Genomic DNA, 26,813 nt, shown 5'->3' on the forward strand with positions numbered 1-26,813 from the left:
AATTAAAAGGATGGTTTATCATGCGGACTGAGAAGGACTCGTTAGGGACATTGCGGCTACCAAAAGCGGTTTATTATGGTATTCATACACAACGAGCGATGGATAATTTCCCGATTACTGGCGAAAAGTGTCAACCTGAGATGATACGGGCCTTTTTAGAAATTAAGCAAGCTGCCGCCAAAGTCAATGCTGCGGCAGGTGATTTAGATCCCAAAATTGCTAAGACAATTGTTCAAGTCACAGAACAGTTGTTAACATCACCACTTGATTTTAGCATGTGGCCTTTGGATCCAATTCAAGGTGGTGCAGGTACATCATTAAATATGAACGTAAACGAAGTGCTTGCAAATTTGGCAAATGAACGGTTAGGTGGTCAATTGGGAAAGTATCAGCTTGTTAATCCTAATGATCATGTCAATTTAGGTCAAAGTACCAATGATACATATCCGAGCGCGGGTAAACTGGCTTTATTACGACTATTAGCACCATTGAAGCAATCATTAACTACTTTGATTGATGCAATGGGGAACCAGGCTGATCAAAATGTTAGGGTTTATAAAATGGGACGCACCCAACTCCAAGATGCAGTGCCTATGACATTGGGAAACAGTTTTCACGCTTGGTTGAAGCCATTATTACGAGATTTAGCGCGGATTGAAGTGAGCGAACAGGCTTTACATCAACTAAATTTAGGTGGGTCAGCGATTGGCTCAGGAATCAATGTGTCATATCATTATCAAACCCATATTGTCCCTAAATTGGGCGAGATAACAGGCTTGGAACTGTCGCAGGCGCATGATTTGTTTGATGCCACGCAAAATTTAGACGGGCTAGTGGCTTTATCAGGTAGTTTAAAAGGTCTAGCTGTTAATTTATCAAAAATTGCTAATGATTTGCGACTTCTGAGTTCTGGTCCCCGGTCTGGATTGAACGAAATTAATTTACCTGCTCGTCAGGCGGGAAGTTCAATTATGCCAGGTAAGGTCAATCCAGTAATTCCAGAAGTAGTCAATCAGGTCGCTTTTGAGGTCTTAGGTAATGATGCAACGATATCAGCAGCATCTGAGGCTGGTCAACTGGAATTGAATGCGTTTGAACCGGTTATTTTTTATCGCCTGTTTGCCTCCATCACCCATTTAACAGGCGCAATGAATACTTTTTGTGAACATGCCATCGTTGGTATCACACCAAATAAAGACCGCTTAGCAAAAGATATTGACTTATCTGCATCATTTGCGACAGCGATGGCAAAAATTATTGGTTATGCGCCAGCTACCAAGTTAGCCAAGCAGTCGTTGAAAACGGGCCAGCCACTCCGAGAAATTGCAGCTGACTCTGGTCTTTTTTCAGCTGAGGATTTACAACACGTTTTTGCCGTTGAAGAAATTGTGATTAATGCTCGCACACCAGAACACGGCTTAGTGTTACGGCCTTTGTCTGAAACGACGACTGATTAAATTGCTGGCATGACGGTATTTATCTGAAATTTTTACGATGACGCTAAAAATGTCACGAGATACCTCTCATGAATAGTTGATAATTATGAGAAAAATAAGTACTTTCTTTAAAAAATGTTATCAGATTTGCATGGAAAAGTTATAATTCGTAAAATATGGTCTGTTAAGCCAATGAAAACGTTTACTTAAATGTGAAAAATGGTATGATAGAAAAGTACTATGAAGTATAAAAGTATTAAATAATGATAAGGAGCTCCGCATAATGGTTAATTTTATTATTGCCAGTCATGGCGAATTTGCTGCAGGCATTAAAATGTCTGGACAAATGATCTTTGGTGAGCAAGAAAATGTGCAAGTCGTCACCTTCATGCCAAATGAAGGACCAGATGATTTACGCAAAAAGTTGCTAGATGCAGTGGAACAATTTGATGGCGGTCTTGAGAGCCAAGTGTTGTTCTTAGTAGATTTGTGGGGAGGATCACCGTTTAATCAAGCTAACTTGATTGTGGCTGAACATGCCGACAACATGGCCATTATCTCTGGCCTGAATTTGCCGATGTTGGTTGAGGCCTATGGTGCTCGCTTCTCAAAAGAAACGGCAGCCGAAATTGCCCAGTATCTTGTACCCGTTGCTAAGGAGGGGGTTAAATCAATCCCAGAGGCTGAAGTCACAGAGACTGACAAGCCCGCAAAAGTTGCAAATCCAGTTGGTTTGAAGCCAGGTAAAATCAAGATTAACTTAGTTCGAATTGACACCCGTCTCTTGCACGGACAAGTTGCTACGGCTTGGACGCCTGAATCAAAAGCTAACCGTATTATTGTTGTTTCTGATGCAGTAGCTAATGATGAGTTGCGCAAGGGCTTGATTGCACAAGCTGCACCAAATGGTGTACATGCTAACGTTGTTCCAATTAGTAAAATGATTGAGGTTATGAATGATGATCGCATGGGTGGTGTGGAAGCCTTCCTATTGTTTGAAAATCCAGAAGACGCGCTAGCTGCAATTGAAGGCGGTGTACCAATTAAAGAGATTAACGTTGGTTCAATGGCTCACTCGACTGGAAAGACAATGGTCAACAAAGTATTGTCAATGGACAAGCGTGATGTTGAGACATTTGAAAAGTTACGTGATTTGGGCGTTGAATTTGACGTTCGAAAGGTGCCAAACGATTCAAAGGCTAACTTGTTCGATTTGATTCAAAAGGCTAATGTTCAATAATTTTATTCAAAATTTTTAAGAAGTGAAAGGTATAATATCATGTCAATAATTTCTATTATATTAGTGATCATTGTCGCATTCCTTGCTGGTATTGAAGGAATCTTGGATGAGTTCCAATTACATCAACCATTAATTGCTTGTACCCTTATCGGATTGGTCACAGGACATTTGATTCCATGTGTTATCTTGGGTGGGACATTGCAAATGATGGCATTAGGTTGGGCTAACATTGGTGCCGCTGTGGCGCCGGATGTTGCTTTGGCCTCAATTGCATCTGCTATTATTCTTGTTAAAGGTGGCAACTTTGATGCTGGGCATATCGCTTTAGCATACGGTGCCGCAATTCCTTTGGCCGTAGCTGGACTTTTCTTAACAATGATCGTTCGAACGATTTCAGTTGGATTGGTTCACGGGGCTGATGCCGCTGCTAAACGTGGCGAAATTAAGCCTTTGGAACGTATTCACATCACGGCCTTGGGATTGCAAGGTCTTCGAATTGCAATTCCTGCGATTCTTTTGATTTTGATTCCTGCAAGTTCAGTTCAATCAGCTTTGAATTCCGTACCGCACTGGCTATCAGATGGTATGACTATCGGTGGTGGTATGGTTGTTGCCGTTGGGTACGCTTTGGTTATCAACATGATGGCAACGCGTGAAGTTTGGCCATTCTTCGCACTTGGATTTGCCCTAGCAGCCGTTAGCCAATTAACATTGATTGCTCTTGGTGCTATCGGAGTTGCCATTGCTTTGATTTACATCAACCTCTCAAAGATGGGTGGTGGTTCAAACGGTGGTGGTTCAAACGGTGGCGGATCTGGTGACCCAGTCGGCGACGTGTTGAACGCATACTAGGAAGGGGACTGAGAAAATGACTGAAGAAAGAATTTCATTAACAAAATCAGATCGTCTTGCGGTTGCATGGCGTTCAACATTTCTACAAGGGTCTTGGAACTATGAACGGATGCAGAATCTTGGCTTTGCTTATGCGATGATTCCTGCGATTAAGCGTCTGTATAAGTCCAAAGAAGACCGGGCAGCAGCCCTAACGCGTCACTTGGAATTTTTTAATACACACCCATACTTGGCATCACCAATTCTAGGTGTGACTTTAGCTTTGGAAGAAGAGCGTGCAAATGGTGCCGCCATTGATGATACAGCCGTTCAAGGTGTGAAAATTGGAATGATGGGACCATTGGCTGGAATTGGAGATCCAGTTTTCTGGTTCACAGTTCGACCAATTTTGGGTGCATTAGGGGCATCTTTGGCCATTGCTGGAAACATCATGGGACCAATTATCTTCTTCGTTGTTTGGAATATCTTACGTTGGGGATTCCTCTGGTATACCCAAGAGTTTGGGTATAAGGCCGGAAGCGAAATCACTAAGGACCTATCAGGTGGTTTGCTGAAGGATATTACAAAGGGTGCGTCAATTCTTGGAATGTTTATTCTGGCGGTCTTAGTTGAACGTTGGGTTAACGTTAAATTTGTCCTTGAACTGCCAGCCAAGAAATTAGCTGAAGGTGCCTATATTAACTTCCCTAAGGGTGATGTTAGTGGGGCAAAGTTACAAGAAATTTTGGGTCAACAAGCAGGTGGGTTAAGCTTAACAAAGGAAGTACCTAATACTTTGCAAGCTAACCTTGATTCTTTGGTACCCGGGCTGATGGGCTTGCTCTTAACATTCTTATGCATGTATTTGCTTAAGAAGAAGGTATCACCAATCATTTTGATTGTTGGACTATTCGTTGTCGGTGTTGTACTTCACGTACTACACATTATGTAACGAACAAAAAGGAGTCAGTTATACTGGCTCCTTTTCTGTTATGAGTTATATAAGCTATAATAGGTAGAAAGAATAAAAGACGTAGGAGAATTAATTATGGTTCAATCTCTGAATACAGTAGCTGACCTTTCTGCCCCAGGTATTTTTTATACTGGGATTGGCGCAAAGTATGGCAAAATTTTAGTCGGTGACAAGGCCTTTGAATTTTTTAATGATAACAATGTCAATGACTATATTCAGGTGCCATGGGCGGAGTTGATCATGGTTCAAGCTCAGGTTCGCGGGACGCACATTGGTCGGCGCTTCAAAGTGCAAACAACTGCCGGGAGCTTTGATTTTTCGTCTAAGATGGTTGGGCCAGTCTTAAAAGCAGTCCGGAATCATGTTGGCGATGAACGTGTTTTGCGAATGCCAAGTTTAGTTCAGAAGTTTAAAGCGCGCTTTCAGCGATGGTTTAAGAAAAATTCAGCAAAGTAATTGTTCTGTATAGCTGGGCAACTGAGATGATTCTCAGATTATTTTTAATATGAAATAATAATCAAATGGTAGGTGGCTAGATGCCACCCACCATTTTTTTAAGAATGGCGATGTACAGGCTATGGTTAGCTTTTTGATAACTGCGTTAATTTTTGCTTGAGTCGTCAGGGTCGATGGGGAAACTATGATAATTCGGTAATTTGTGTTAATATAGAATAACTAATTTTTTATGAGGAGGCCCCTAAATGTCGAAAGAATTCGAAGTGGAGCAGCAACGCCTTGATACAGTGTTGCGAAAAATTAAGGTGGCACAAGAGGCCAATGACAAGCAACTTGATCGAGCAAAAAAGGGGCAAGATGAGGTTGAAAAAGGTTGGAACGACGTTCGCTTTAAGTCATCGACTTATTCAGGGTTATTTGAAACAGCCATGTCAGTTCGTCAGCAACAACAAATGTTGCAAGAACGGGAATTAGCCCAGAATTCAGCTGAACATCAAGCAGACGTGTTGTCACGCTTACAACATAATCCATACTTCGCACGCATTGATGTCCAAGAAAGTGGGGCTGATCAACCAGAACCTATTTATATTGGATTAGCGTCTTTTTCAGATGCACCAGATAATTTCTTAATCTATGATTGGCGGGCGCCTATTTCATCAATTTATTATGATGCAGGTTTGGGCGATGTCATTTATGAAACACCGGATGGTCAACAATCAGCCAATGTGTCTTTGAAACGTCAATTTCAAATCGAAGACGGGAAAATCGTGACCCTTTTTGATACCGACGAGGCAGTTGGCGATCAGATGTTGCTGAATGCCGTATCAGGTGAATCTTCAACGAAGATGAAATCAATTGTGACGACCATTCAGCGCGAACAAAATAAAATTATTCGTAATACACGCGCAGAATTACTATTTGTTCAAGGTGCTGCTGGTTCTGGTAAGACATCGGCGGTCTTACAACGGGTTGCCTATTTACTTTATCGATACCGGGGAAATTTATCGGCGGGGCAGGTCGTGATGTTCTCGCCTAATCAATTATTTAATGATTATATTGATCAAGTATTACCCGAAATGGGTGAGCAAAATATGGTGCAGATGACGTATTATCAATATGCTTCACGCCGATTACCTAAGTTGAAATTGGAAACCTTACAAGAACGCTTTGAAGAACAGCAACCACTGTGGCAACAACAAATAAACGATTTCAAGGGAACGAGTGCATTCTTTAATGCCGTTGGTACGTATGCGGAAACCTTAAATCAAGCGGGTATGAAGTTTCGTCCGATTAAGTTTCATGGACATGAAATTATCAGTCGGGAACAAATTGCAGAAATTTACTATTCATATAATGATAACTATCGTTTAGGACAACGTTTAGAGGCAACCAAAGAACGCTTACTAAATAAAGTGCGTGGCCATATTGGGGCGGAGATGCAATCCGATTGGGTTGAAGCGCGAATTGAAAATTTGTCAAAAGAAGAATATGATTCCTTGCTTGGTGATAACGTTAAAGAATTTAAAGATGAAAAGGCAGAATACAACGCATTAGCCAAAGTGATTGTTCAGGCTGAAATGACACCTGTATTAAAGTTAATTAGTCGCACACGATTTTTAAATATTAATGCACAATTCATACAATTTCTCCAACAATTACCTGATTTTGTGTCGGTCGTAAATTATGGCCTGACACCTGAAATCTGGCAAAAGGGCGTGGCAGAGACTTTGGAACAAATGCGTCAAAAGGCATTGAATTTAGCCGATATGACGCCGTTTATGTATTTGTTTGATTTGATTAAAGGTAGTCATGGTGAACGTGATATTCGCTTTATTTTTATTGATGAGATTCAAGACTATACACCATTCCAGTTAGCATTTTTGAAGTACAGTTTTCCAAAGGCACGGTTTACAATGCTTGGTGATTTGAATCAAGCCATTTTTACAAAAGAAAATGCACGATCACTACATCAAGAGTTAGACCAGTTGTTTGATTCTGATAAATCTGAGTATGTTCAATTAACACAAACGTATCGTTCGACACAACAAATTACAGATTTTGCCAAAGCAATCCTCATTGAAGGCGCAACTATTAATGCGTTTGAACGGACAGGTGATTTACCAACCATTGAGGTGGTGACTAATCACAGTGGCATGATACAAGCGGTTAAGTCGCAAGTCGCGATTAATGTCGCTGATCATGAAACAACCGCTATTATTACTAAGACACTTGCTGAAGCTGAACAGGTATATGCTGAATTACATTCAACGACGGATGTGACGATCATTAGAACTGAAAATCAGCGTCTAGTACCGGGGACGATTATTGTGCCAGCATACTTGGCTAAAGGTTTGGAGTTCGATGCTGTGATTATGTGGAATGCATCACGCGAAACGTATGCTGGTGATGATGAGCGTCAATTGGTCTACACAATTGCATCACGTGCTATGCACCGTTTAACGATATTAGCGAAAAATCATTTGTCAACGTTGCTTGATGTGGCACCCGAATTATATGTTATGAAAACAAGGTGATTAAATATGGCGAACGCACCGATTAATTTTGCTGAGTATGCACGTGCCGACTGGCAAGCATTGACAACGCCAGTGGCTGAGAGAACAACTGAACTTGTGACGCCACATGTGCTACAAAATATTAAAGCGTTTAATGATGAGGTCTCAATGGCGGACGTTTTTGAGGTTTACAAACCATTAGTCGATTATCTGTTGTTGCGTAAGGCTCAGTATGATCGGAATCGGACCGAACGCTTAACGTTTTTAAACCATGTTAAAACCCCAGCACCGTTCGTGATTGGTATTGCTGGGCCAGTTGCCGTGGGTAAATCTACGACGGCACGGCTCTTGCAATTTATGTTGCAAGCGGAATTTGGGGAAGAACAAGTCGCTTTGACGACAACGGATGGTTTTTTGTTGTCGAATGCAGAGTTACAAGCAAGAGGCATCATGCAGCGCAAGGGCTTCCCTGAATCATATGATATGCGGGGCATGCTTGATTTCATGGATACTGTTAAAGATGGTACGACTGATATTCGATCGCCCAAATACTCACATGACATTTCAGATGTTGTCGCAGACGAATTTGATGTTTTTGAGCGTCCAGAGATTTTTATTATTGAAGGTATCAATACGTTGCAGGCGACGGTAGACTCACCTGTTTATCTGTCAGACTTCTTTGATGTGTCAATCTATGTCGATGCTGATACAAAGTTGATTGAAGAATGGTACCTTGAACGTTTCCGTGCGCTATTACGGCAAACAAAGCAGAAGAATGATACGACAAACTTTTTCTGGTCATGGACGCAAGTGCCTATAACGGAGGCCGAGTCCATGGCACATGATGTCTGGCAAACCGTCAATTTAGTGAACTTGGAAGAATATATTTTGCCCACACGTGAGCGTGCCGATATTGTCTTGCACAAAGCAAAACACCACGAAATTAGTGATGTTTGGTTACGAAAGTTCTAATAATGTAACTTATCAATGTGTCATTTTAATGACAAAGTGTAGAAATGACCGACTTAATAATTAGCATCACCATAAAAAATGCGCTAAAAATGACATAATCAAATTTAATTAACTGGTTAATTAAAAAATAAATAAAGTCGTTATGATGGGCTTTTTGACCTGTTACACTTGTAATGTTTCATCAATGTAACATAATTTGAGGGTCAAATTGATGCTTGGTAACTGATTGTAAACTCACCTTAATATTTCATCTCCCTGGCTTGGTAAACTTATATATGTTGATGCGGCGGATACGTCGCAAATGATTCACCGAGCAATTTCGCTTCGGTGCTAGAGAGACTTCTTAAATTAGGGAGACAAAATTAGAATGAATAAAATTAAAGAAACAGCATTAACAGTTGCCGGATTGACAGCGGTCTTTGGCGTTGGACAAACGGCAATTAATGCCGCAACCACATATACTGTTCAAGGTGGGGATACATTAAGTGATATCGCTGCTAAGTTCAATACAACTGTTGATAATTTGATGAAGGCCAACCATTTAAAAGATTCTGGTTTAATTATCAAGGATCAATCATTGGTTGTTTCAGAAGACGATAATGTCGTTGCCTCATCAGCCGCTTCAGCGACTGACGTTGCTGCTTCAGCCGCTTCAGAAGCCACTGCTTCATTAGCTGCTTCATCAGCCGCTGCTTCAAGTGCTGCTGCTTCATCAGCCGCTTCGTCAGCTGCTGCTTCAAGCGCTGCTGCATCAAGTGCATCAGCCGCTAAAACGACTGCTGCTACAACTACTGGATCTGGTTCAGTTTATGATCAATTCATTGCTGCTGGTGGAACTGCTGCATTGTGGCAATATGTTGTTATGCCTGAATCAGGTGGAAATCCTAACGCTGTATCACCTAATGGTTATCACGGTTTGGGACAAACTAAGAATGCTTGGGGTTATGGTTCTGTTGCAGAACAAACCGCCGGAATGCTTAGTTACGCTACTTCACGTTACGGTTCAATCGATGCTGCCATTTCTTTCCGTTTGTCACACGGTTGGTGGTAAAAAGAAATTTAATATAACGAAAAGTGTTGGTCATATTATGGCCAACACTTTTTTGTTTTGAACGGTATGAGACGCTAATCTAGCATCAATACGTTTATTTTTTAATTCTTGTCCGATGTGATGGTTTAGTGCTAATCAAACTAGTAAAAATAATCGATGTATGATGCAAAAATAATGATTTTGAGTCGATGAGATAAATTTAGAGCATATAAAAAGCCCATCTGTTAGTTTTGTCAACGGATGGGTTTTTTATCTGATTGATAAACGTTTTTTATTTGCTTGCTTGTTTCTCCAATAAATCACGAATATCAGTTAAAAGAGCCAATTCTTGATTAACTTGAACGGCTTCTTCTTTATTATTCCGCATGATGCGTGTGATAAAGCGAATGATCAAGAAGACGACGAAAGCGGTGATGAGGAAATTAATAACGTCACCAAGAAATGCACCGTATTTAAAGGTTAAATCTTTGGTGACAACCCATTGTAAGCTGTCCAGATTCGATGCTTGACCGGTGAATAAACCAATCACTGGATTTAAAAGGTTTTCAGTCAATGATTTAACAAGTCCAGTAAATGCGCCACCAATAATGACACCAACGGCAAGGTCTAAGACGTTACCGCGCATGATAAAGGCTTTGAACTCTGATAGCATAATATATCCTCCATAAAATAGCTGTGTTTTTAATATATATACATTCATAATCATACATAAATATCAATAATTGATAAAGTTCTACAGATGTTTTCTTAATAAATTACTTAAATAATGATTTGTCAAATGGGTGTTTGAAATTAATGTATATAAAAATATATGAAACATATATTTTTATAAATTAAATATCTATACATAAGTAGCATATTTTTTTGGATAAGTGTGACATTGTGTCAATTGATTGTGAAACAAAGCGGTTCGAATAGGCGGCATCTCTTCGATTTTACGAATGTTCGGGTGTGGTTTTACAAAATGTCCGAAAAACCGAACAGAAAAACACATAATTGATTGATAAACTAATAAAACATATACAAAAACAAAAAAATGCGGTTTAATTATAGCGTAAACACGAACTATATCAATATAATATCAAGATGGAGTGAGTAAATGACGAAAGTTGCAGTAGTGATGGGATCAATTTCGGACTGGCCGACGATGAAATTGACAGTAGACGTATTGACCACATTTGATGTCATTGTAGAAAGACATATTATTTCGGCGCATCGCATGCCGCAGCAATTGATGTCTTTTGCAAAAGAAGCACGAATGAATGACGTGGACGTCATCATCGCCGGTGCAGGTGGTGCGGCACATCTGCCAGGTATGTTAGCAGCGAATACGATCATTCCAGTCATTGGCGTGCCAATTCAAAGTCATGCTTTGAATGGTTTAGATTCGTTATTAAGCATTGTTCAAATGCCTGCAGGTGTCCCAGTTGGGACGGTGGCAATCGGCAATGCCGGCGCTAAGAATGCTGCTTACTATGCGTTACAAATGCTAAGTCTTAAGGATGCTCGATTAATTGAGCCACTTGAAGCGTTTAGAACACAACAAATGCAAACCGCAATTGATAGTGAGGCACTTTTTGATGAATAAAGTGATATTACCGCCGGCTACCATTGGGATTGTTGGCGGGGGACAATTAGGTCAAATGTTGGCCTTATCAGCTAAAGCTATGGGATATCGCATTATTGTCTTGGATCCAACTGCGAACGCACCAGCGGTTCAAGTAGCTGATGAAGCAATTATTGCAGCGTATACAGATGAATCAGCATTGTTACAGTTAGCAGAACAATCCGATGTTTTGACTTATGAATTTGAAAATATATCTTTGACAACATTGCAATTAGCTAGTAAACGTGCCGCGCTGCCACAAGGGACAAAAATGTTAGCGTTGACGAAGAATCGGCTGCGTGAGAAAGATTTTCTTAGTCAGCACGCCATCCCGGTCGCTAATTATGAAGCAATTAATTCGCCTGAAGCATTAAAAGAGGCGGTCAAACAAATTAAATTACCAGCCATTCTAAAGACGGCAGAAGGTGGCTATGATGGACACGGTCAATGGGACATTGGGGATCTAGATGACTTGGCACAGCTTTTAGAGCACTGGCCAGTGACGGATAATCAAGAACTTATTTTAGAAGAAAAAATTAATTTTAATCGCGAACTGAGTGTGATGGTAACGATGGATGGTACCGCAGCGGTTCGGACGTGGCCGATTGTTGAAAATGAGCATGTGAATCATGTGTTAAATGAGACACGTGCGCCAGCTGTATTATCCTTGGCCTTGGAAAGTCAGATTCAAACGATTGCGACATCAATCGCGCAGGCTCTGAATTTGCGTGGCGTATTAGGGATTGAAATGTTTGTCCAAGGAGAAACAGTTTATGTCAATGAACTGGCACCTCGGCCACATAATTCAGGCCATTATTCAATTGAGGCAACCAATATTTCACAATTTGAAGGACATATTCGCAGTATTGTTGGGTTAGCAATACCGCCGATAAAATTGCTTGCGCCAAGTCTCATGCACAACTTACTTGGGACAACACTTTTGACGGCTAGACAGGATTTTATTCATCATCCGGAATGGCATTTTCATGATTATGGTAAGGCGGATATTAAAGCAGGTCGAAAAATGGGGCATATTACAGTATTAGGTAATGAAGATGTGCAACAGTTACACGAATGGGGGCAACAACATGGTGAAAATTGAGCAAGGCGACTTATTGATAACGGGAAAGGCCAAAGCGGTCTATGCCACGTCAGATCCAGAAGTGATTTGGTTACATCATTTGGACCAGGCAACGGCACTTAACGGCAAGAAAAAGTCAAAAATCGTTGGCAAAGCTTATTATACGAATGCAATCTCGAGTTTTCTGTTCACCTACTTGTCACAGCACCATGTCCCAAATCATTTTATTCAGCAATTAAGCGATACAGATAGTTTGGTGAAACGCTTAGAGATGATCAAAGTGGAGATTGTAACGAGAAATTTTGCCGCTGGTAGTTTTCAAAGAAAATATGATGTACCACAAATGCAACCGCTCAAGCCGATTGTGCAAGAATTTTATCTTAAAAATGATGCTTTAGATGATCCAAGTTTGAACGCATCACAAATGATTGCCTTGGGATTGGCGAATGAAACAGAAATTCAAGCTTTTCAACAAATTGCACAACAGGTTAATACACATTTAGTTGAATTGTTTGACCAAATTGGCATTGACTTAGTCGATTTTAAAATTGAACTTGGCTATGATGCACAACACAATTTATTATTGGCCGATGAATTATCGCCGGATAATATGCGACTTGTTGATCGTCAGACGCATCAATCATTAGATAAAGATGTTTTTCGACAGAATACTGGTGATTTAACAACGGTTTATGCAGAAATTTTGGATCGTTTAAAAACGATTTAAAGATAACAATTGTTGATAACGTTTTATCGTGAAAGGTGAAAATATGTATTTAGCAAAAATTTATGTCACATATAAACAATCAATTTTAGACCCACAAGGTGAAGTGATTAAATCGGCGTTACATCGTTTAGATTATCAAACTGTCGAACGAGTGAATCAAGGTAAGTATTTCGAAATTATGTTTGCTGCTGATAATGAGTCGGCTGCAGCGGCTGAAGTTAAGGCTTTTACGGAAGCATTGTTAATTAATCATAATACTGAAACATATCGATTTGAATTGGCGGAGGTTTAACGATGAAGGCAGCGGTGGTTCGGTTTCCTGGATCAAATTGTGATTTTGACATGTATTATGCATTGACAGATTTTAATATTGAAGCTGATATTGTTTCTGAAAAAACACAGGATTTATCTGAGTATGACGCAATCTTTTTACCGGGTGGCTTTTCGTATGGTGATTATTTGCGTTCAGGTGCGGTCGCACGCTTTGCACCGGTCATGGCAGCGGTGATTGCTGCAGCAGAACAGGGCAAAATTGTTGTTGGTATTTGTAATGGCTTTCAAATTTTAACTGAAGCTGGCTTGTTACCTGGACAATTAATGGCAAATAAGGTGCCCGGCTTTATTTGTGACACGGTTCCCTTGTTGATTGAAAACGATGCTAGCGTTTTTACACAAGTTTACGCAAAACAACAACAGCCAATTATGATTCCAATTGCACACGGTGAAGGTCGCTACTATGCAGATGAACAGACAATTGCTGAATTATACGCAAATCATCAAGTGATTTTTAAATATCAAACTGACGTGAATGGTTCAGTTGATCAAATTGCGGGGATAACCAACCGGACAGGCAATGTTCTAGGCATGATGCCACACCCAGAACGCGCTGTTGACGCCTTATTAGGCGCAACGGATGGCCGTGGCTTTTTCAAAAGTATTATCGCAAGTCTTGCATTAGAAGTGGTGGGTAAATAAAATGACAAAAACATTAGCTAATCCAATGACGGCTGAACCAACGGCTGAGCAAGTTAAAACTGAGAAAATATATCGTGCGTGGGGGTTAACCGATGCTGAATATGATTTGATTGAGACAACCTTGGGGCGCCTGCCAAATTATACTGAAGCTGGTCTTTTTTCAGCAATGTGGTCAGAACATTGCTCATACAAAAAGTCTAAGCCGGTGTTACGTAAGTTCTGGTCTCAAAATGAACGTGTCTTGCAAGGCCCAGGTGAAGGTGCCGGGATTCTCGATATTGGTGATGGTCAGGCGGTTGTGTTTAAGGCTGAGTCACATAATCATCCTTCAGCAGTTGAACCGTATGAGGGGGCAGCAACTGGAGTTGGCGGTATTTTACGTGACATTTTTTCAATGGGGGCCCAACCCATTGCGGTTCTGGACTCATTACGTTTTGGAGAACTAAATGATCCACGGACACAATCGTTGGTACATGGTATTATTGCTGGCATTGCTGGATATGGTAACGCAATTGGTATTCCAACTGTGGGAGGTGAAATTGGCTTTGATGCAGTGTATCAAGGTAATCCCTTAGTTAATGTTATGGCTGTTGGTTTATTGGATCAAGCATTGATGCATGTTGGTAAAGCTGAAGGTACTGGTAATTCAGTGATGTATGTTGGTGCAAAAACAGGTCGTGATGGTATCCACGGGGCAACTTTTGCTTCAGCTGAATTTAATACGGATGATGAACAAGACCGGTCAGCTGTTCAGGTGGGTGATCCATTTATGGAGAAATTGGTCATGGATGCCACCCTAAAAGTGATTGCAGAACATGGGGATGTTGTTATTGGTGTTCAGGATATGGGTGCAGCAGGTATCTTATCATCTTCTGCTGAGATGGCAGACAAAGCTGGTATGGGGATTATATTGCATTTGGATTTAGTACCACAACGTGAAACTGGCATGACCCCATATGAATTAATGTTGTCAGAATCGCAAGAACGCATGTTATTAGTTGTTGCGAAAGGACACGAAGCTGAAGTAGCAAAAATCTTTGCTGAGGTTGAACTTGATGCAGTCGTAGTTGGTGAGGTTACTGATAATGGGCGCTACTTGCTTGAATTTGGGGGTGAAATTGTTGCCGATTTGGACGTGAATTTTTTAACATCCGCACCCAAACAAAATATGGCTCGAGTTAAACCGCAATACTTACTAGAAATGACAACACATCAATACGAGCCGGTAATTGATGACCCGGCAGAGACCTTACTAGCTCTACTGAAGCAACCAACAATTGCGTCAAAAGCTGATTTATTTAAACACTTTGATTCGATGGTTCGAACAGATACAGTAGTTCAACCTGGTGGAGATGCTGCAGTTATCCGAATTCGTGGGACACAAAAGGCTTTAGCGATGACAACGGATGTCAATGGGCGATTTGTTTACCTTGATCCCTATCAGGGTGGCAAGATGGCAATTGCTGAAGCAGCACGGAATATTGTTGCCACTGGGGCGCAACCAATTGGTGTGACTGATTGTTTGAATTTTGGTAATCCAGATGATCCAGAAATTTATTGGACATTTGATCAGTCATGCACGGGGATTAACGACTTTGCCCAACGTTTAAATACACCCATCATTTCAGGAAATGTGTCGCTTTATAATGAAACTAACGATGAAGCAATTTATCCAACGCCGATGATTGGTATGGTCGGTTTGCATGCGAGTCAAGCAGATATTACAACGATTAACTTTAAACATGCTGACGATTTAATTTATCTGATTGGTCAGAGTAAACCGGCTTTTAATGGTTCTGAATTACAGAAAATGTTAACCGGTCAGATTAATGGTGCGTTACTTGAATTTGACGATGATGCCGAACTTCAAGCGCAACGAATTGTATTGCAAGGGATTCAATCAGACATGATTAAGAGTGCGCATGATATCGCAGAAGGTGGTCTGGCTGTTGCCTTGGTTGAAGCTGCAAATCAGACTGGATTTGGATTTGAAGTGACACTAGATAAGCCAGTGGCTTTGTATTTTGCTGAACCACATGGTCAATTTATTGTCACTGTATCAAGAACAAATCAAGCTGATTTCGAACGTCTCGCTGGTAGTGACGCACAACTCATCGGAGAAGTGACAAGGACACCAGAATTTAATTTCAATGCGGTGGATACCAGTTTTACTGTGAATAAAAAAGTTGCTGAAGAAAATTATATGGAGGCTATCTCATGGTTGCTAGCCTAGTTGAAAATCAAAATAGCTTGAATGAAGAATGCGGTATTTTTGGTGTTTGGGGCCGGTCAGATGCTGCCAATATGACCTATTACGGGTTGCATGCTTTACAACATCGTGGACAAGAAGGTGCTGGAATTGTCGCTAATCAATGCGGCCAACTTTGGCAAGAACGCGGACTGGGTCTTCTTGGCGATGTTTTTCATGATCCTAAGCGTTTGGAACGTTTAAAGGGAACGGCAGCAATTGGGCATGTGCGATATGCAACGGCTGGGAATAGTGGGATTGAAAATATTCAACCATTGATGGCCAACTTTTCGGATGCACAACTATCCTTGGCTCATAACGGTAATATCACCAATGCCAAAACATTGCGCTGTCAGTTAGAGGATCAAGGGGCGATTTTTCAATCTTCTTCAGATACCGAAGTGTTATTACATTTAATTCGACGGTCAAAATCAAAGCACTTTGTTGATAAGCTAAAGGCAGCGCTTAACCAATTGCATGGTGGCTTTGCTTTCTTATTGTTAACCGCTGACACCTTATATGCTGCCCTAGATCCACATGGTTTTCGACCTTTTGTGGTAGGTCAATTGGCTGACGGTAAGTATGTGGTGACATCTGAAACTGCTGCTTTAGCGACAGTAGGGGCACGATTTATTCGTGATGTTCAACCCGGTGAGTTGATTACAATTAACGATCAGGGCATTCAGATTGAACAATATACCATGCAAACAACCTTAAATATTGATGTGATGGAATATATTTATTTCGCTCGACCAGATTCTAATATTTATGGCGTAAACGTGCACAATGCCCGAAAAAAAATGGGCGCAGCTTTGGCAAAAGAACAGCCAGTTGCAGCTGATATTGTGGTCGGTGTACCAAACTCGGCTTTGTCCGCCACGATGGGATATGCCGAAGCGGCTGGATTACCGAATGAAATGGGATTAGTGAAAAATCAATATGTCGCTCGGACGTTTATTGAACCGACACAAGAACGGCGTGAACGTGCGGTTCGAATGAAACTCACCGCCAATCAAGCGGTGGTTACTGGTAAGCGGGTAGTTTTAGTTGATGATTCAATCGTCCGCGGAACGACATCAAAATACATTATCAATATGCTACGTGAAGCTGGTGCTAGTGAAGTCCATGTTCGAGTGGCATCACCTGAATTTAAATTTCCTGCGTTTTATGGTGTCGATATGCAGACAACCGATGAATTAATGGCGGCTAATCATACAAAATCTGAAATGTGTGAGATTATTGGCGCGGATTCTTTGGAGTTTCTTTCAGTTGATGGTTTGGTCAAAGCGATTGATTTACCTTATTTTGGCGAAGGTAGTGGTTTGACCACCGCATATTTTGATGGTCATTATCCGAGTCCAATCTATGATTATCAAGAAACATTAACCACGTTTGTACAAAATGGGCTGGTTGATTTTTTACCTGAACCAACAACGATGTATTCACCAACGCAAGTGCGGTCGATTGCTGGTCAACGTTTGTAAATTGGTTGCCACATGCAAAATGAACGAAAGGAAATTTGGGACTTGAGTGAAAATGTAGAAATGAGCCAAGATGCATATGCTGCGGCTGGCGTTGACGTTGCAGCTGGGAATGAAGCCGTAACGCGAATGAAAGCGAGTGTCCAACGAACTTATAACCAAAATGTATTGTCTGGACTAGGTGGGTTTGGCGCAGCTTTTGCCATTGGTCAAGGCTATGATGATCCGATTCTAATTGCTGGGGCAGATGGCGTGGGGACCAAACTATTATTAGCAATTGCTGCCAATAAGCATGACACAATTGGTCAAGATTTAGTGGCAATGACCGTGAATGATATTTTAGCACAGGGGGCCAAACCGTTATTCTTACTGGATTATTTAGCAGTCGATAAAATTCGACCAGCGATTGCCGCCGAGATTGTTGGTGGGATTGCGTCTGCTTGCGAGCAAGTTGGTGTGGCATTAATTGGTGGTGAATCAGCTGAATTACCGGGGCTATATGCACCGCATCACTATGATTTAGCGGCATTTGGGGTTGGGATTGTAGAGCGCCAACGATTATTACAAAAATCAGCAGTCGAAGCTGGCGACGTGCTCATCGGTTTGGCATCTAGTGGTATTCATTCAAATGGCTATTCGTTAGTACGCCAAGTGTTTAACTTACATGAACCAAATCAATTTAATCAGCTCTCAACCGAAGATCAGGCTGAACTACTGAAACCAACCAAGTTGTATGGACCAATGGTACAGCCTTTGATTGATGAACAATTGATTACGAGTATTGCACATATTACTGGCGGAGGGATAGTCGAAAATTTGCCAAGGGCATACACAACAAATTTAAAGGCGGAAATTAACTGGGGGAGTTGGCCAATTTTACCAATTTTCAATCAGATTCAGGCCGCTGGTCAATTACGTTTATCAGATATGTTATTGACATTTAATAATGGGCTGGGCATGGTTCTAATTGTTAAGCCCGACGTTGTTAAATCAGTACTGGCAAGGCTAACAGATGATGCCTATGTCATTGGTACAATCCAAAAGCGACAGCATGATGAAAAGCACGTTGAATTTAGAGGAGAGGCACCATGGCACGCATAACTCGACTAGCTGTCTTCGCCAGTGGTCAAGGTAGTAATTTTGTTGCCTTGGCTCAGGCAATACAGGCACAACAATTGCCAGCAACGATTGTTCGTTTGATTGTAGATAAGAAAAATGCTGGTGCAATTGAAAAAGCAAAGCAGCTAGGGATTCCTTATACACTGGTTGACTACCGACACTTTGCTGATCGACAAGCAGCAGAATTAGCCATTTTAGACCAATTGAATCAAGATCAAGTGGATGGTATTTTATTGGCGGGTTACATGCGCCTGCTTACTGAGACTTTATTGACCCCATACGCAGGGAGAATTATCAATATTCATCCAGCATTGTTACCAAGTTTTCCTGGGACTCATGGGATTCAAGATGCCTTTGATTATGGCGTTCGTGTCACAGGTGTCACGGTTCATTATGTTGATGCTGGGATGGACACAGGAAAAATTATTGCTCAACAACCAGTTGTAATCGCAGTTGATGACCAGCTAATAGATGTTGAAGCTCGGATTCATGCAGTTGAACATCAATTATACACAGCAACATTAGCGATGTTATTAGAAAGAGGAGAATTTATCAAATGAAGCGTGCATTATTAAGTGTCTCAGATAAAACCGGTTTGGTTGCATTTGCCAAAGGGCTGGTTGCATTAGGTTATGAATTAGTTTCGACCGGTGGTACCCTTAAAACATTAGCAGACGCAGGCTTGGCACCCATTCCAATTGATGAGGTGACTGGTTTTCCTGAGATGTTAGACGGACGTGTTAAAACGCTTCACCCACGTGTACATGCCGGGTTGTTAGCGCGGCGTGATTTAGCAGCACATATGGATAAGTTAGTTGAATTCGATATAACACCAATTGACTTGGTGGTTGTCAATCTGTATCCGTTTAAAGCTACAATTCAAAAACCAGACGTGACAGAAGCACAAGCCATTGAAAACATTGATATTGGTGGTCCTTCAATGTTACGTTCTGCGGCTAAAAATTTTGCGTCGGTGCTTGCTGTAACGGATCCAATCGATTATGACACTGTGCTAGATAAATTACAGACGCAGACGGCTGATTTAGCCTTTCATAAATACTTAGCAAAGAAAGTTTTCCAACATACTGCGGCCTATGACGCTTTGATTGCGGCATACTTGACAGACGAGCAGTTTCCAGAGCAATTAACCCCAACGTTCGAATTGTTTGAACCAATGCGATATGGTGAAAATCCATTCCAAAAAGCAGCCGCATATCGCAGTGCGATCCCTGAAGCGTACTCAATTTTTAGTTCAAAGATTCTGCATGGTAAACAATTATCTTACAATAACATCCGCGATGCTGATGCTGTTTTACGCATGATTGCTGAATTCGAAGCACCAACGGTTGTCACAGTTAAACATATGAATCCAGCCGGTATTGGGCAAGGAGAAACAATTGAAGCAGCTTGGGATCGTGCCTTTGCAGCGGATCCAGTATCGATTTTTGGTGGGATTGTGGCTTTGAATCGACCGGTTGATGTAGCCACAGCTGAAAAAATGCATGACATCTTTTTAGAAGTTATTATTGCACCGGAATATTCTGATGCAGCTTATGAAATTTTGGCACAGAAAAAGAATTTGCGTATTTTGCAATTACCATTTACAACCGATATACCACAAAAAATTGAGTTAACTGCTGTATTGGGTGGGGTTGTTGCACAAGAACGTGATTTAACACATGAAGAATTGTCTGATTTAAAAGTAGTTTCTAAAGTGCAACCAACAGCGGAACAATTAAAAACAATGGTATTTGCACAAAAAGCTGTTAAGCACGTTAAGTCGAATGCAATTGTTGTGGCAAAGGCCGGGCAAACACTTGGGATTGGTGCTGGTCAACCTAATCGCATTGACTCGGTCAATTATGCTATCAAAAATGCGCTAAAGGTGACCACTGATTTATCGGATGCGGTTTTGGCATCGGATGCTTTCTTTCCATTCGATGACTCAGTCGCTTATGCGGCTGAGCATGGCATTAGCGCAGTGGTTGAACCGGGTGGTTCAATCAAGGATCAGGCGTCAATTGATAAGGCTGACGAATTAGGAATTGTTTTGGTCTTTTCGGGTAATCGTCATTTTAGACATTAAAGCCAGTAGCTTGTTTGATGACAATCACCTTTACTAAAAAGAGAGAATGGGTTATGAAAAAAGTACTTGTAGTCGGATCTGGTGCACGTGAACATGCCATTGCAAAAACATTTTTACGCAGTCCACAAGTTGATCAAGTGTTTGTTGCACCTGGTAATGACGGCATGCGAATGACGCCAAATATCAAATTAGTGCCAATTTCAGTTCAGATGATTAGAGACTTGGCTGATTTTGCAGAATTAGAGCGGATTGATTTAACTTTTGTTGGTTCAGAAGAACCGTTGACACTTGGCATTGTGGACTACTTTGAACAACATGATTTGCCAATTTTTGGCCCACGGCAGGCGGCGGCACAATTAGAAGGTTCAAAAACATTTGCCAAAGAATTGATGGCTAAATATCATATACCAACAGCACAATCAGTTACTGTTAAATCTTTAGATGAAGCATTGCTGGCAGTAGAACGTTTTGGCTTACCAATTGTTATTAAACAAGATGGGCTGGCATTAGGGAAAGGTGTTCAGATTTTTCAACGTAACGATCAGTTAATGCAACAATTAACTGGGATTTATGCCAAAGCACCTCATGCGACGTTAGTGGTCGAAGAATATCTGGAGGGGGTAGAATTTTCTATTTTTTCTTTTGTTGGGCAAAACGGGATTGTTCACGCACCAATTGCACAAGATCATAAACGTTTGTTAGATGGTGATGAAGGGCCAAATACTGGTGGTATGGGTGCTTATAGTCCAGTGCCTTGGCTTGCTGATGATGTGCGGATGACAGCCATTGAAAAGCTAGTGATGCCGACGATTGAGGGGATGAAGGCTGATGGGATACCATTTTATGGGATACTCTATACTGGTGTGATGCTCACAAAACAGGGACCGAAAGTCATTGAATTTAATGTCAGGTTGGGAGATCCGGAAACACAAGTGGTCTTGCCACAATTAAATTCCGATTTTTATATCATGATTGATGAACTCATGCTTGGTATTCAACCCCAAGTAACTTGGCAACATCATCAAGTATACATTGGTGTGGTATTGGCTGGTGAGAAATACCCAGCATCTGGGTCACAAGGAATCACGGTGCCAGTACTTGAAAATCATCAAGTTAAGGTAGATTCGGCTGCGTTGACTTTAAAAGATGATGCCTATGTCAGTGATGGTGGTCGATTACTCACTTTTGTCGCGGCAGGTGAAACCGTTAGTCAAGCACAAGAAATCATCTATTCACAATTACAAACGCTTGATTTGAAACATTTTCAATATCGAACAGATATTGGGTATCAGGCAGTTAATCATGAAGTCACTAAGATCTAAGCAGGCGTTGCATTGATGATTCAGCAAGTTTTATAATGCACGTATAGTTGATTTTCGATTCACCTTTTATATTGAGGTGAAAATATATGTGAGATAATAATACAATGGTAACGACAAGTGAAAGGAATGGCGTGAATGATGGCAACAGACATTGAAATTGCACAACATGCTGATATTTGGCCGATTGAAAAGATTGCGGCACAAGTTGGGTTAACAGCTGATGAAATTGAACCTTATGGTCGTGATAAGGCAAAGATTAAACTGAATCCGAATATTGTGCGGGGAAAGACATTAGGTAAATTAATTTTAGTGACTGCGATTAGCCCGACACCAGCTGGGGAGGGTAAATCAACGGTGACAGTCGGATTGGCTGATGCGTTATCGTTAGCAGGTAAAAAAACGATGATTGCTTTACGCGAACCATCGCTTGGCCCAGTGATGGGAATGAAGGGTGGTGCAACGGGTGGCGGACAATCCCAAGTTGTGCCGATGGCAGATATTAACTTGCATTTTACGGGTGATTTTCATGCGTTGACGAGTGCGCATAATACTTTGGCAGCTTTGATTGACAACAGTATCTATCAAGGAAATCCGCATCAATTAGACCCACGACGCGTGTTATGGAAACGCGTGTTGGACGTGAATGATCGCGCATTACGGCATGTCACAATTGGATTAGGCGGAGCAACCTCTGGGGTGCCGCGTGAAGATGGATTTGATATTACAGTTGCCTCTGAATTGATGGCAATTTTAACATTGTCCCATGATTTGGAAGATATGAAGCGACGGATTGAGGCCATTGTTGTTGGCTACACTTATGAACGCGAGCCAGTCTTTGTCAAGGACTTGGGTGTGGCGGGTGCTTTAACTACGTTGTTAAAGGATGCCATTAAGCCTAATTTGGTACAAACGTTAGCGCATACGCCAACATTGATTCACGGTGGGCCATTTGCCAATATTGCGCAGGGGACAAATTCCATTCAAGCGACCAAAACAGCCCTGCAATTAGCAGATTATGTGGTGACTGAAGCTGGTTTCGGTTCTGATTTGGGTGGTGAAAAGTTCCTTGATTTTAAGGTGCCATTATTAGGAAAAACACCGGATACAATCGTGATTGTTGCAACGGTTCGGGCCCTGAAGATGCATGGTGGCAAGGCGAAAAGTGACTTGGCGGCAGCTGATGTCGAAGCCTTAAAAGTAGGACTTTTGAACCTCGGCCAACACTTAAAAGCAATGCAAAGATATCAGGTGCCAGTTCTTGTTGCGATTAATCGCTTTGTAACTGATACACCAGAAGAAATCCAGGCGATTGAAGCGTATGCCGAGGCACAAGGAGCTAAAGCCTATGTCGCTAATGTGTGGGAAGCCGGTGGTGCCGGTGCACCTGAATTAGCACAAGCAGTGATTGAATCAACTGATATGCCTAAAAATTTCACCCCATTGTATGCCAAAGATGATAGTGCGGTTGAAAAGTTGAATTTGATTGTGCAGTCAATTTATGGTGGCGATGGCGTTGAACTCTCAGATAAAGCGCAAAAGCAATTACAACAGTTTTCAAAATTTGGTTGGGATAAGTTACCGATTATTGTCGCAAAAACGCAATATTCGTTATCGGATGATGCTAAAAAATTAGGTGCACCAGAGCACTTTAAGATTCATGTGCGAGAATTTGTACCTAAAACTGGCGCTGGTTTTTTGGTCGCATTGACGGGGTCGATTTTAACAATGCCGGGGTTACCAAAGCATCCGGCGGCATATGATATTGACATTAATCGTGATGGGACGATTACTGGATTGTTTTAATTCAGAATCAGAGTGAAGTAAAGCATTATCGATTTCGGTAATGCTTTTTTATTGATATGTAGAATGAAGATGCAGAGTCAAATTTGTGCTGGTCAAGAATATGAGATAATAAGACAGGTAATGATGGAGGAGAAAAGATGAATTTAGAGTTGGCGAAAGAATTTGTACGGGAAGAATTATTGGAGGAACAATCGGGGCATGATTATGTTCATATTGAACGCGTATTAACAAATGCCCTCATGTTAGCAAAAGATATGCCAACAGCTGATGTTGAAATCGTTTCGTTGGCGGCTTTATTGCATGATGTCATTGATGAAAAGGTTGTTGATGACGTAAATGCTGCAATTAGCAAGGTTCGAGCAAAGCTGCGTGATTGGCAGATTGAATCAGCGGAAATAGCTGAAATTTTAGATATTATCACCCATATGTCATATTCAAAAAATTTGACAACACGTTATCAACTGACGCTTAATGGCCAAATTGTCCAAGATGCGGATCGATTAGATGCCATTGGGGCAATTGGAATTGGGCGGACATTTTATTATGGTGGTCATAAAGGTCACTTGATGTATAACCCAAATGATGCAGCTCGTGAGCACTTAGATCATGATCAGTATCGACAAAATTCATCAGTGATTAATCATTTTTATGAAAAGTTGCTCAAATTGACTGATTTAATGAATACGCCTAAGGCAAAGACGATTGCTGAGCATCGAACAGAGTTTATGCAGGCATTTTTAAATGAATTTGATGATGAATGGCATGGACGGGCGTAAACATCATGTCAAAATAATTGGCAAACTAGTTGAAAAAAAATACCAGTGTGCTAGAATAGTATTTGTAAATTAGCACTGGATAAATGAGAGTGCTAAAAATCAAAGGAGGAATTCGTATCATGTTGAAACCATTAGGAGATCGCATTTTGCTACAAGTTGAGCAAGAACAAGAACAAACGGTTGGTGGTATTGTTATTGCTTCAAATGCGCAAGAGAAGTCAACCATTGGTAAAGTCGTTGCTATTTCAGATAAGAGCATCGGTGATTTACAAGCCCCTACGGCTGTTAAAGTTGGGGACGAAGTACTATTTGATAAGTATGCCGGCACTGAGGTTAAAAATGCCGGTGAAACGTATCTTGTGGTACACGAAAAAGACTTAATCGCAGTATTGTAATTTAATATATTCAAATAAGCTAAACTTTTTGGGAGGGTGAAATTGAAAATGGCAAAAGAATTGAAGTTTTCAGAAGATGCACGTTCAAAAATGCAAGCAGGTGTTGATCAACTTGCAAATACAGTTAAGACAACCATTGGACCTAAGGGACGCAATGTGGTGATTGAACAAAGTTATGGTGCACCAACGATTACTAATGATGGGGTAACCATTGCTAAGTCAATCGAATTGGAAGACCATTTCGAGAATATGGGCGCAAAGTTAGTGGCTGAAGTGGCTTCTAAAACCAATGATATTGCTGGTGATGGAACAACTACTGCCACAGTTTTGGCGCAAGCTATTATCAATGAAGGTCTTAAAAACGTGACCGCTGGTGCTAATCCGGTTGGCGTTCGTCGCGGAATTGAATTAGCAACGAAGGCGGCCGTTGACGCCTTGCATAAGATGTCAAAGACTGTTTCGACAAAAGAAGAAGTGGCCCAGATTGCCTCAATTTCTGCTGCAAATGAAGAAGTTGGTGCCTTGATTGCTGAGGCAATGGAAAAGGTTGGTAACGACGGGGTTATTACGATTGAAGAGTCAAAGGGTATCGAGACGACGCTTGATGTTGTTGAGGGAATGCAATTCGATCGTGGCTATATGTCACAATATATGGTGACTGATACTGAAAAGATGGAAGCTAACCTTGAAAATCCATATATCTTAATTACTGACAAGAAGATTGGTAATATTCAAGAGATTTTGCCAGTCTTACAGCAAGTTGTTGAGCAAGGTCGTGCCTTGTTAATTATTGCTGATGACATTACTGGGGAAGCTTTGCCAACCCTTGTTTTGAATAAGATGCGTGGAACGTTTAATGTTGTTGCAGTTAAAGCACCTGGCTTTGGTGATCGTCGTAAGGCGATGCTTGAAGACATCGCAATCTTAACTGGTGGTACAGTGATTACCGATGATCTTGGTTTGGCTTTGAAGGATGTCACAATTGAGAATTTGGGACAAGCTAATAAGGTTACAATTTCAAAGGATAACACAACCATTGTTGAAGGATCAGGAGCCAAGGACCAATTGGCTGACCGTGTCAATTTGATTAAGAATCAAATTGCTGAAACAACATCTGACTTTGATCGTGAAAAGTTGCAAGAACGTTTGGCTAAGTTAGCTGGCGGCGTTGCTGTGATTAACGTTGGTGCCGCGACTGAAACCGAATTGAAGGAACGCAAGTATCGCATCGAAGATGCTTTGAATGCGACCCGCGCTGCTGTTGAAGAAGGCTTTGTTGCTGGTGGTGGTACCGCATTGGTAAATGCTATTTCATCAGTTGCAGCCTTGAATGAAAGTGGTGATGTGCAAACTGGTATCAACATTGTTCAACGCGCACTTGAGGAGCCGGTTCGTCAAATTGCTGAGAACGCTGGCTTAGAAGGTTCAGTGATTGTTAATAAGTTGAAAGAACAAGCTGTGGGCTTTGGATATAATGCAGCAACTGATGAGTGGGTTGACATGATTGCGGCTGGAATTGTGGATCCAACAAAGGTTACACGTTCAGCTTTGCAGAATGCAGCATCTGTTTCTGCCTTACTCTTAACAACTGAAGCTGTTGTTGCAGAGTTGCCCAAAGAAGAAACAGCTGCGCCAGCCATGCCACAAGGTGGTATGCCAGGCATGATGTAAGTCTAATTGTTTAGCAAGACAAAAATATTGCATAAAATAATAGTCTTGAAA

24 protein-coding genes are annotated in these 26,813 nt (G+C 41.2%); 23 read left to right on the top strand and 1 reads right to left on the bottom strand.

Annotated features, from left to right (window positions below; translation table 11 throughout):
• Window positions 1–20 precede the first annotated feature (20 nt).
• From H9L19_RS05555 to H9L19_RS05590, 8 genes are all read left to right on the top strand, one after another.
• Window positions 21–1,457, top strand: coding sequence for an aspartate ammonia-lyase (locus H9L19_RS05555; RefSeq protein ID WP_187528700.1), 1,437 nt, complete (start codon window positions 21–23; stop codon window positions 1,455–1,457).
• Between the two features lie 262 nt (window positions 1,458–1,719).
• Window positions 1,720–2,676, top strand: a complete 957-nt coding sequence (locus H9L19_RS05560) for a mannose/fructose/sorbose PTS transporter subunit IIA (RefSeq protein WP_187528701.1) — start codon at window positions 1,720–1,722, stop codon at window positions 2,674–2,676.
• A 39-nt stretch (window positions 2,677–2,715) separates the two neighbouring features.
• Entirely contained in the window at window positions 2,716–3,528 is an 813-nt protein-coding gene (locus H9L19_RS05565; protein WP_187528702.1) for a PTS mannose/fructose/sorbose transporter subunit IIC, read from the top strand.
• A gap of 16 nt (window positions 3,529–3,544) precedes the next feature.
• Window positions 3,545–4,459 (top strand): PTS system mannose/fructose/sorbose family transporter subunit IID, encoded by a 915-nt coding sequence (locus H9L19_RS05570; protein ID WP_187528703.1) that lies wholly within the window; start codon window positions 3,545–3,547, stop codon window positions 4,457–4,459.
• Window positions 4,460–4,555: 96 nt separating this feature from the next.
• Window positions 4,556–4,936, top strand: coding sequence for a DUF956 family protein (locus tag H9L19_RS05575; protein ID WP_187528704.1), 381 nt, complete (start codon window positions 4,556–4,558; stop codon window positions 4,934–4,936).
• Between the two features lie 245 nt (window positions 4,937–5,181).
• Complete coding sequence (helD, locus tag H9L19_RS05580; RefSeq protein ID WP_187528705.1) at window positions 5,182–7,470, top strand: RNA polymerase recycling motor HelD; 2,289 nt, start codon at window positions 5,182–5,184, stop codon at window positions 7,468–7,470.
• A gap of 6 nt (window positions 7,471–7,476) precedes the next feature.
• The gene (gene coaA / locus H9L19_RS05585; RefSeq protein ID WP_187528706.1) at window positions 7,477–8,421 is read left to right on the top strand and encodes a type I pantothenate kinase; all 945 of its coding nucleotides are present in this window, start codon (window positions 7,477–7,479) and stop codon (window positions 8,419–8,421) included.
• A 367-nt stretch (window positions 8,422–8,788) separates the two neighbouring features.
• Entirely contained in the window at window positions 8,789–9,472 is a 684-nt protein-coding gene (locus tag H9L19_RS05590) for a LysM peptidoglycan-binding domain-containing protein (protein ID WP_187528707.1), read from the top strand.
• Between the two features lie 271 nt (window positions 9,473–9,743).
• Here H9L19_RS05590 and mscL read toward each other — a convergent pair whose 3' ends face one another.
• Window positions 9,744–10,124, bottom strand: coding sequence for a large-conductance mechanosensitive channel protein MscL (mscL, locus tag H9L19_RS05595; RefSeq protein WP_187528708.1), 381 nt, complete (start codon window positions 10,122–10,124; stop codon window positions 9,744–9,746).
• Between the two features lie 447 nt (window positions 10,125–10,571).
• Between mscL and purE the strand changes: the two genes are divergently transcribed.
• The 15 genes from purE to groL all read left to right on the top strand — a co-directional run bounded on the left by purE (window position 10,572) and on the right by groL (window position 26,762).
• A complete protein-coding gene (gene purE, locus H9L19_RS05600; RefSeq protein WP_187528709.1) occupies window positions 10,572–11,060 on the top strand; it encodes a 5-(carboxyamino)imidazole ribonucleotide mutase in 489 nt (162 codons plus the stop codon).
• On the top strand, window positions 11,053–12,180 hold the full coding sequence (gene purK, locus H9L19_RS05605) for a 5-(carboxyamino)imidazole ribonucleotide synthase (RefSeq protein ID WP_187528710.1): 1,128 nt from the start codon (window positions 11,053–11,055) through the stop codon (window positions 12,178–12,180). Before purE ends, purK begins: the two co-directional genes overlap by 8 nt.
• Window positions 12,167–12,886 (top strand): phosphoribosylaminoimidazolesuccinocarboxamide synthase, encoded by a 720-nt coding sequence (locus tag H9L19_RS05610; protein ID WP_187528711.1) that lies wholly within the window; start codon window positions 12,167–12,169, stop codon window positions 12,884–12,886. The genes purK and H9L19_RS05610 overlap by 14 nt, the downstream gene beginning before the upstream one ends.
• 43 nt (window positions 12,887–12,929) lie before the next feature.
• Window positions 12,930–13,178 (top strand): phosphoribosylformylglycinamidine synthase subunit PurS, encoded by a 249-nt coding sequence (purS, locus tag H9L19_RS05615; RefSeq protein ID WP_187529929.1) that lies wholly within the window; start codon window positions 12,930–12,932, stop codon window positions 13,176–13,178.
• A 2-nt stretch (window positions 13,179–13,180) separates the two neighbouring features.
• Window positions 13,181–13,861, top strand: a complete 681-nt coding sequence (gene purQ, locus H9L19_RS05620; RefSeq protein ID WP_187528712.1) for a phosphoribosylformylglycinamidine synthase subunit PurQ — start codon at window positions 13,181–13,183, stop codon at window positions 13,859–13,861.
• Between the two features lies 1 nt (window position 13,862).
• Window positions 13,863–16,094 carry a phosphoribosylformylglycinamidine synthase subunit PurL gene (gene purL / locus H9L19_RS05625; RefSeq protein ID WP_187528713.1) on the top strand — a complete coding sequence of 744 codons (2,232 nt, stop codon included), beginning with the start codon at window positions 13,863–13,865 and terminating at the stop codon, window positions 16,092–16,094.
• Window positions 16,079–17,593, top strand: coding sequence for an amidophosphoribosyltransferase (gene purF, locus H9L19_RS05630; protein WP_187528714.1), 1,515 nt, complete (start codon window positions 16,079–16,081; stop codon window positions 17,591–17,593). The genes purL and purF overlap by 16 nt, the downstream gene beginning before the upstream one ends.
• Before the next feature lie 12 nt (window positions 17,594–17,605).
• The gene (gene purM / locus H9L19_RS05635; protein WP_420855806.1) at window positions 17,606–18,691 is read left to right on the top strand and encodes a phosphoribosylformylglycinamidine cyclo-ligase; all 1,086 of its coding nucleotides are present in this window, start codon (window positions 17,606–17,608) and stop codon (window positions 18,689–18,691) included.
• Entirely contained in the window at window positions 18,679–19,269 is a 591-nt protein-coding gene (purN, locus tag H9L19_RS05640; protein WP_187528715.1) for a phosphoribosylglycinamide formyltransferase, read from the top strand. The genes purM and purN overlap by 13 nt, the downstream gene beginning before the upstream one ends.
• A complete protein-coding gene (purH, locus tag H9L19_RS05645) occupies window positions 19,266–20,795 on the top strand; it encodes a bifunctional phosphoribosylaminoimidazolecarboxamide formyltransferase/IMP cyclohydrolase (protein WP_187528716.1) in 1,530 nt (509 codons plus the stop codon). Before purN ends, purH begins: the two co-directional genes overlap by 4 nt.
• 53 nt (window positions 20,796–20,848) lie before the next feature.
• On the top strand, window positions 20,849–22,117 hold the full coding sequence (gene purD / locus H9L19_RS05650) for a phosphoribosylamine--glycine ligase (RefSeq protein ID WP_187528717.1): 1,269 nt from the start codon (window positions 20,849–20,851) through the stop codon (window positions 22,115–22,117).
• A gap of 138 nt (window positions 22,118–22,255) precedes the next feature.
• Entirely contained in the window at window positions 22,256–23,920 is a 1,665-nt protein-coding gene (locus H9L19_RS05655) for a formate--tetrahydrofolate ligase (RefSeq protein WP_187529931.1), read from the top strand.
• Window positions 23,921–24,057: 137 nt separating this feature from the next.
• A complete protein-coding gene (locus H9L19_RS05660) occupies window positions 24,058–24,696 on the top strand; it encodes an HD domain-containing protein (protein ID WP_187528718.1) in 639 nt (212 codons plus the stop codon).
• Between the two features lie 119 nt (window positions 24,697–24,815).
• Window positions 24,816–25,091: a co-chaperone GroES gene (locus H9L19_RS05665; RefSeq protein WP_187528719.1), complete on the top strand. Its 276-nt coding sequence runs from the start codon at window positions 24,816–24,818 to the stop codon at window positions 25,089–25,091.
• Window positions 25,092–25,139: 48 nt separating this feature from the next.
• Window positions 25,140–26,762 (top strand): chaperonin GroEL, encoded by a 1,623-nt coding sequence (gene groL, locus H9L19_RS05670; protein ID WP_187528720.1) that lies wholly within the window; start codon window positions 25,140–25,142, stop codon window positions 26,760–26,762.
• Window positions 26,763–26,813: the final 51 nt, after the last annotated feature.

This window comes from Weissella diestrammenae, from assembly GCF_014397255.1.
Lineage (GTDB): Bacteria > Bacillota > Bacilli > Lactobacillales > Lactobacillaceae > Weissella > Weissella diestrammenae.

Excerpts from the sequence above, each read along its gene's own strand:
- H9L19_RS05665 (WP_187528719.1), top strand. The coding sequence starts at position 24,816 with ATGTTGAAACCATTAGGAGATCGCATTTTGCTACAAGTTGAGCAAGAA.
- H9L19_RS05560 (WP_187528701.1), top strand. The coding sequence starts at position 1,720 with ATGGTTAATTTTATTATTGCCAGTCATGGCGAATTTGCTGCAGGCATT.
- H9L19_RS05590 (WP_187528707.1), top strand. The coding sequence starts at position 8,789 with ATGAATAAAATTAAAGAAACAGCATTAACAGTTGCCGGATTGACAGCG.
- H9L19_RS05655 (WP_187529931.1), top strand. The coding sequence starts at position 22,256 with ATGGCAACAGACATTGAAATTGCACAACATGCTGATATTTGGCCGATT.
- purH (WP_187528716.1), top strand. The coding sequence starts at position 19,266 with ATGAAGCGTGCATTATTAAGTGTCTCAGATAAAACCGGTTTGGTTGCA.
- H9L19_RS05570 (WP_187528703.1), top strand. The coding sequence starts at position 3,545 with ATGACTGAAGAAAGAATTTCATTAACAAAATCAGATCGTCTTGCGGTT.
- purM (WP_420855806.1), top strand. The coding sequence starts at position 17,606 with ATGCAAAATGAACGAAAGGAAATTTGGGACTTGAGTGAAAATGTAGAA.
- groL (WP_187528720.1), top strand. The coding sequence starts at position 25,140 with ATGGCAAAAGAATTGAAGTTTTCAGAAGATGCACGTTCAAAAATGCAA.
- purK (WP_187528710.1), top strand. The coding sequence starts at position 11,053 with ATGAATAAAGTGATATTACCGCCGGCTACCATTGGGATTGTTGGCGGG.
- H9L19_RS05660 (WP_187528718.1), top strand. The coding sequence starts at position 24,058 with ATGAATTTAGAGTTGGCGAAAGAATTTGTACGGGAAGAATTATTGGAG.
- purL (WP_187528713.1), top strand. The coding sequence starts at position 13,863 with ATGACAAAAACATTAGCTAATCCAATGACGGCTGAACCAACGGCTGAG.
- purQ (WP_187528712.1), top strand. The coding sequence starts at position 13,181 with ATGAAGGCAGCGGTGGTTCGGTTTCCTGGATCAAATTGTGATTTTGAC.
- purD (WP_187528717.1), top strand. The coding sequence starts at position 20,849 with ATGAAAAAAGTACTTGTAGTCGGATCTGGTGCACGTGAACATGCCATT.
- purN (WP_187528715.1), top strand. The coding sequence starts at position 18,679 with ATGGCACGCATAACTCGACTAGCTGTCTTCGCCAGTGGTCAAGGTAGT.
- H9L19_RS05565 (WP_187528702.1), top strand. The coding sequence starts at position 2,716 with ATGTCAATAATTTCTATTATATTAGTGATCATTGTCGCATTCCTTGCT.
- mscL (WP_187528708.1), bottom strand. The coding sequence starts at position 10,124 with ATGCTATCAGAGTTCAAAGCCTTTATCATGCGCGGTAACGTCTTAGAC.
- purE (WP_187528709.1), top strand. The coding sequence starts at position 10,572 with ATGACGAAAGTTGCAGTAGTGATGGGATCAATTTCGGACTGGCCGACG.
- helD (WP_187528705.1), top strand. The coding sequence starts at position 5,182 with ATGTCGAAAGAATTCGAAGTGGAGCAGCAACGCCTTGATACAGTGTTG.
- purF (WP_187528714.1), top strand. The coding sequence starts at position 16,079 with ATGGTTGCTAGCCTAGTTGAAAATCAAAATAGCTTGAATGAAGAATGC.
- purS (WP_187529929.1), top strand. The coding sequence starts at position 12,930 with ATGTATTTAGCAAAAATTTATGTCACATATAAACAATCAATTTTAGAC.
- H9L19_RS05575 (WP_187528704.1), top strand. The coding sequence starts at position 4,556 with ATGGTTCAATCTCTGAATACAGTAGCTGACCTTTCTGCCCCAGGTATT.
- coaA (WP_187528706.1), top strand. The coding sequence starts at position 7,477 with ATGGCGAACGCACCGATTAATTTTGCTGAGTATGCACGTGCCGACTGG.
- H9L19_RS05610 (WP_187528711.1), top strand. The coding sequence starts at position 12,167 with ATGGTGAAAATTGAGCAAGGCGACTTATTGATAACGGGAAAGGCCAAA.
- H9L19_RS05555 (WP_187528700.1), top strand. The coding sequence starts at position 21 with ATGCGGACTGAGAAGGACTCGTTAGGGACATTGCGGCTACCAAAAGCG.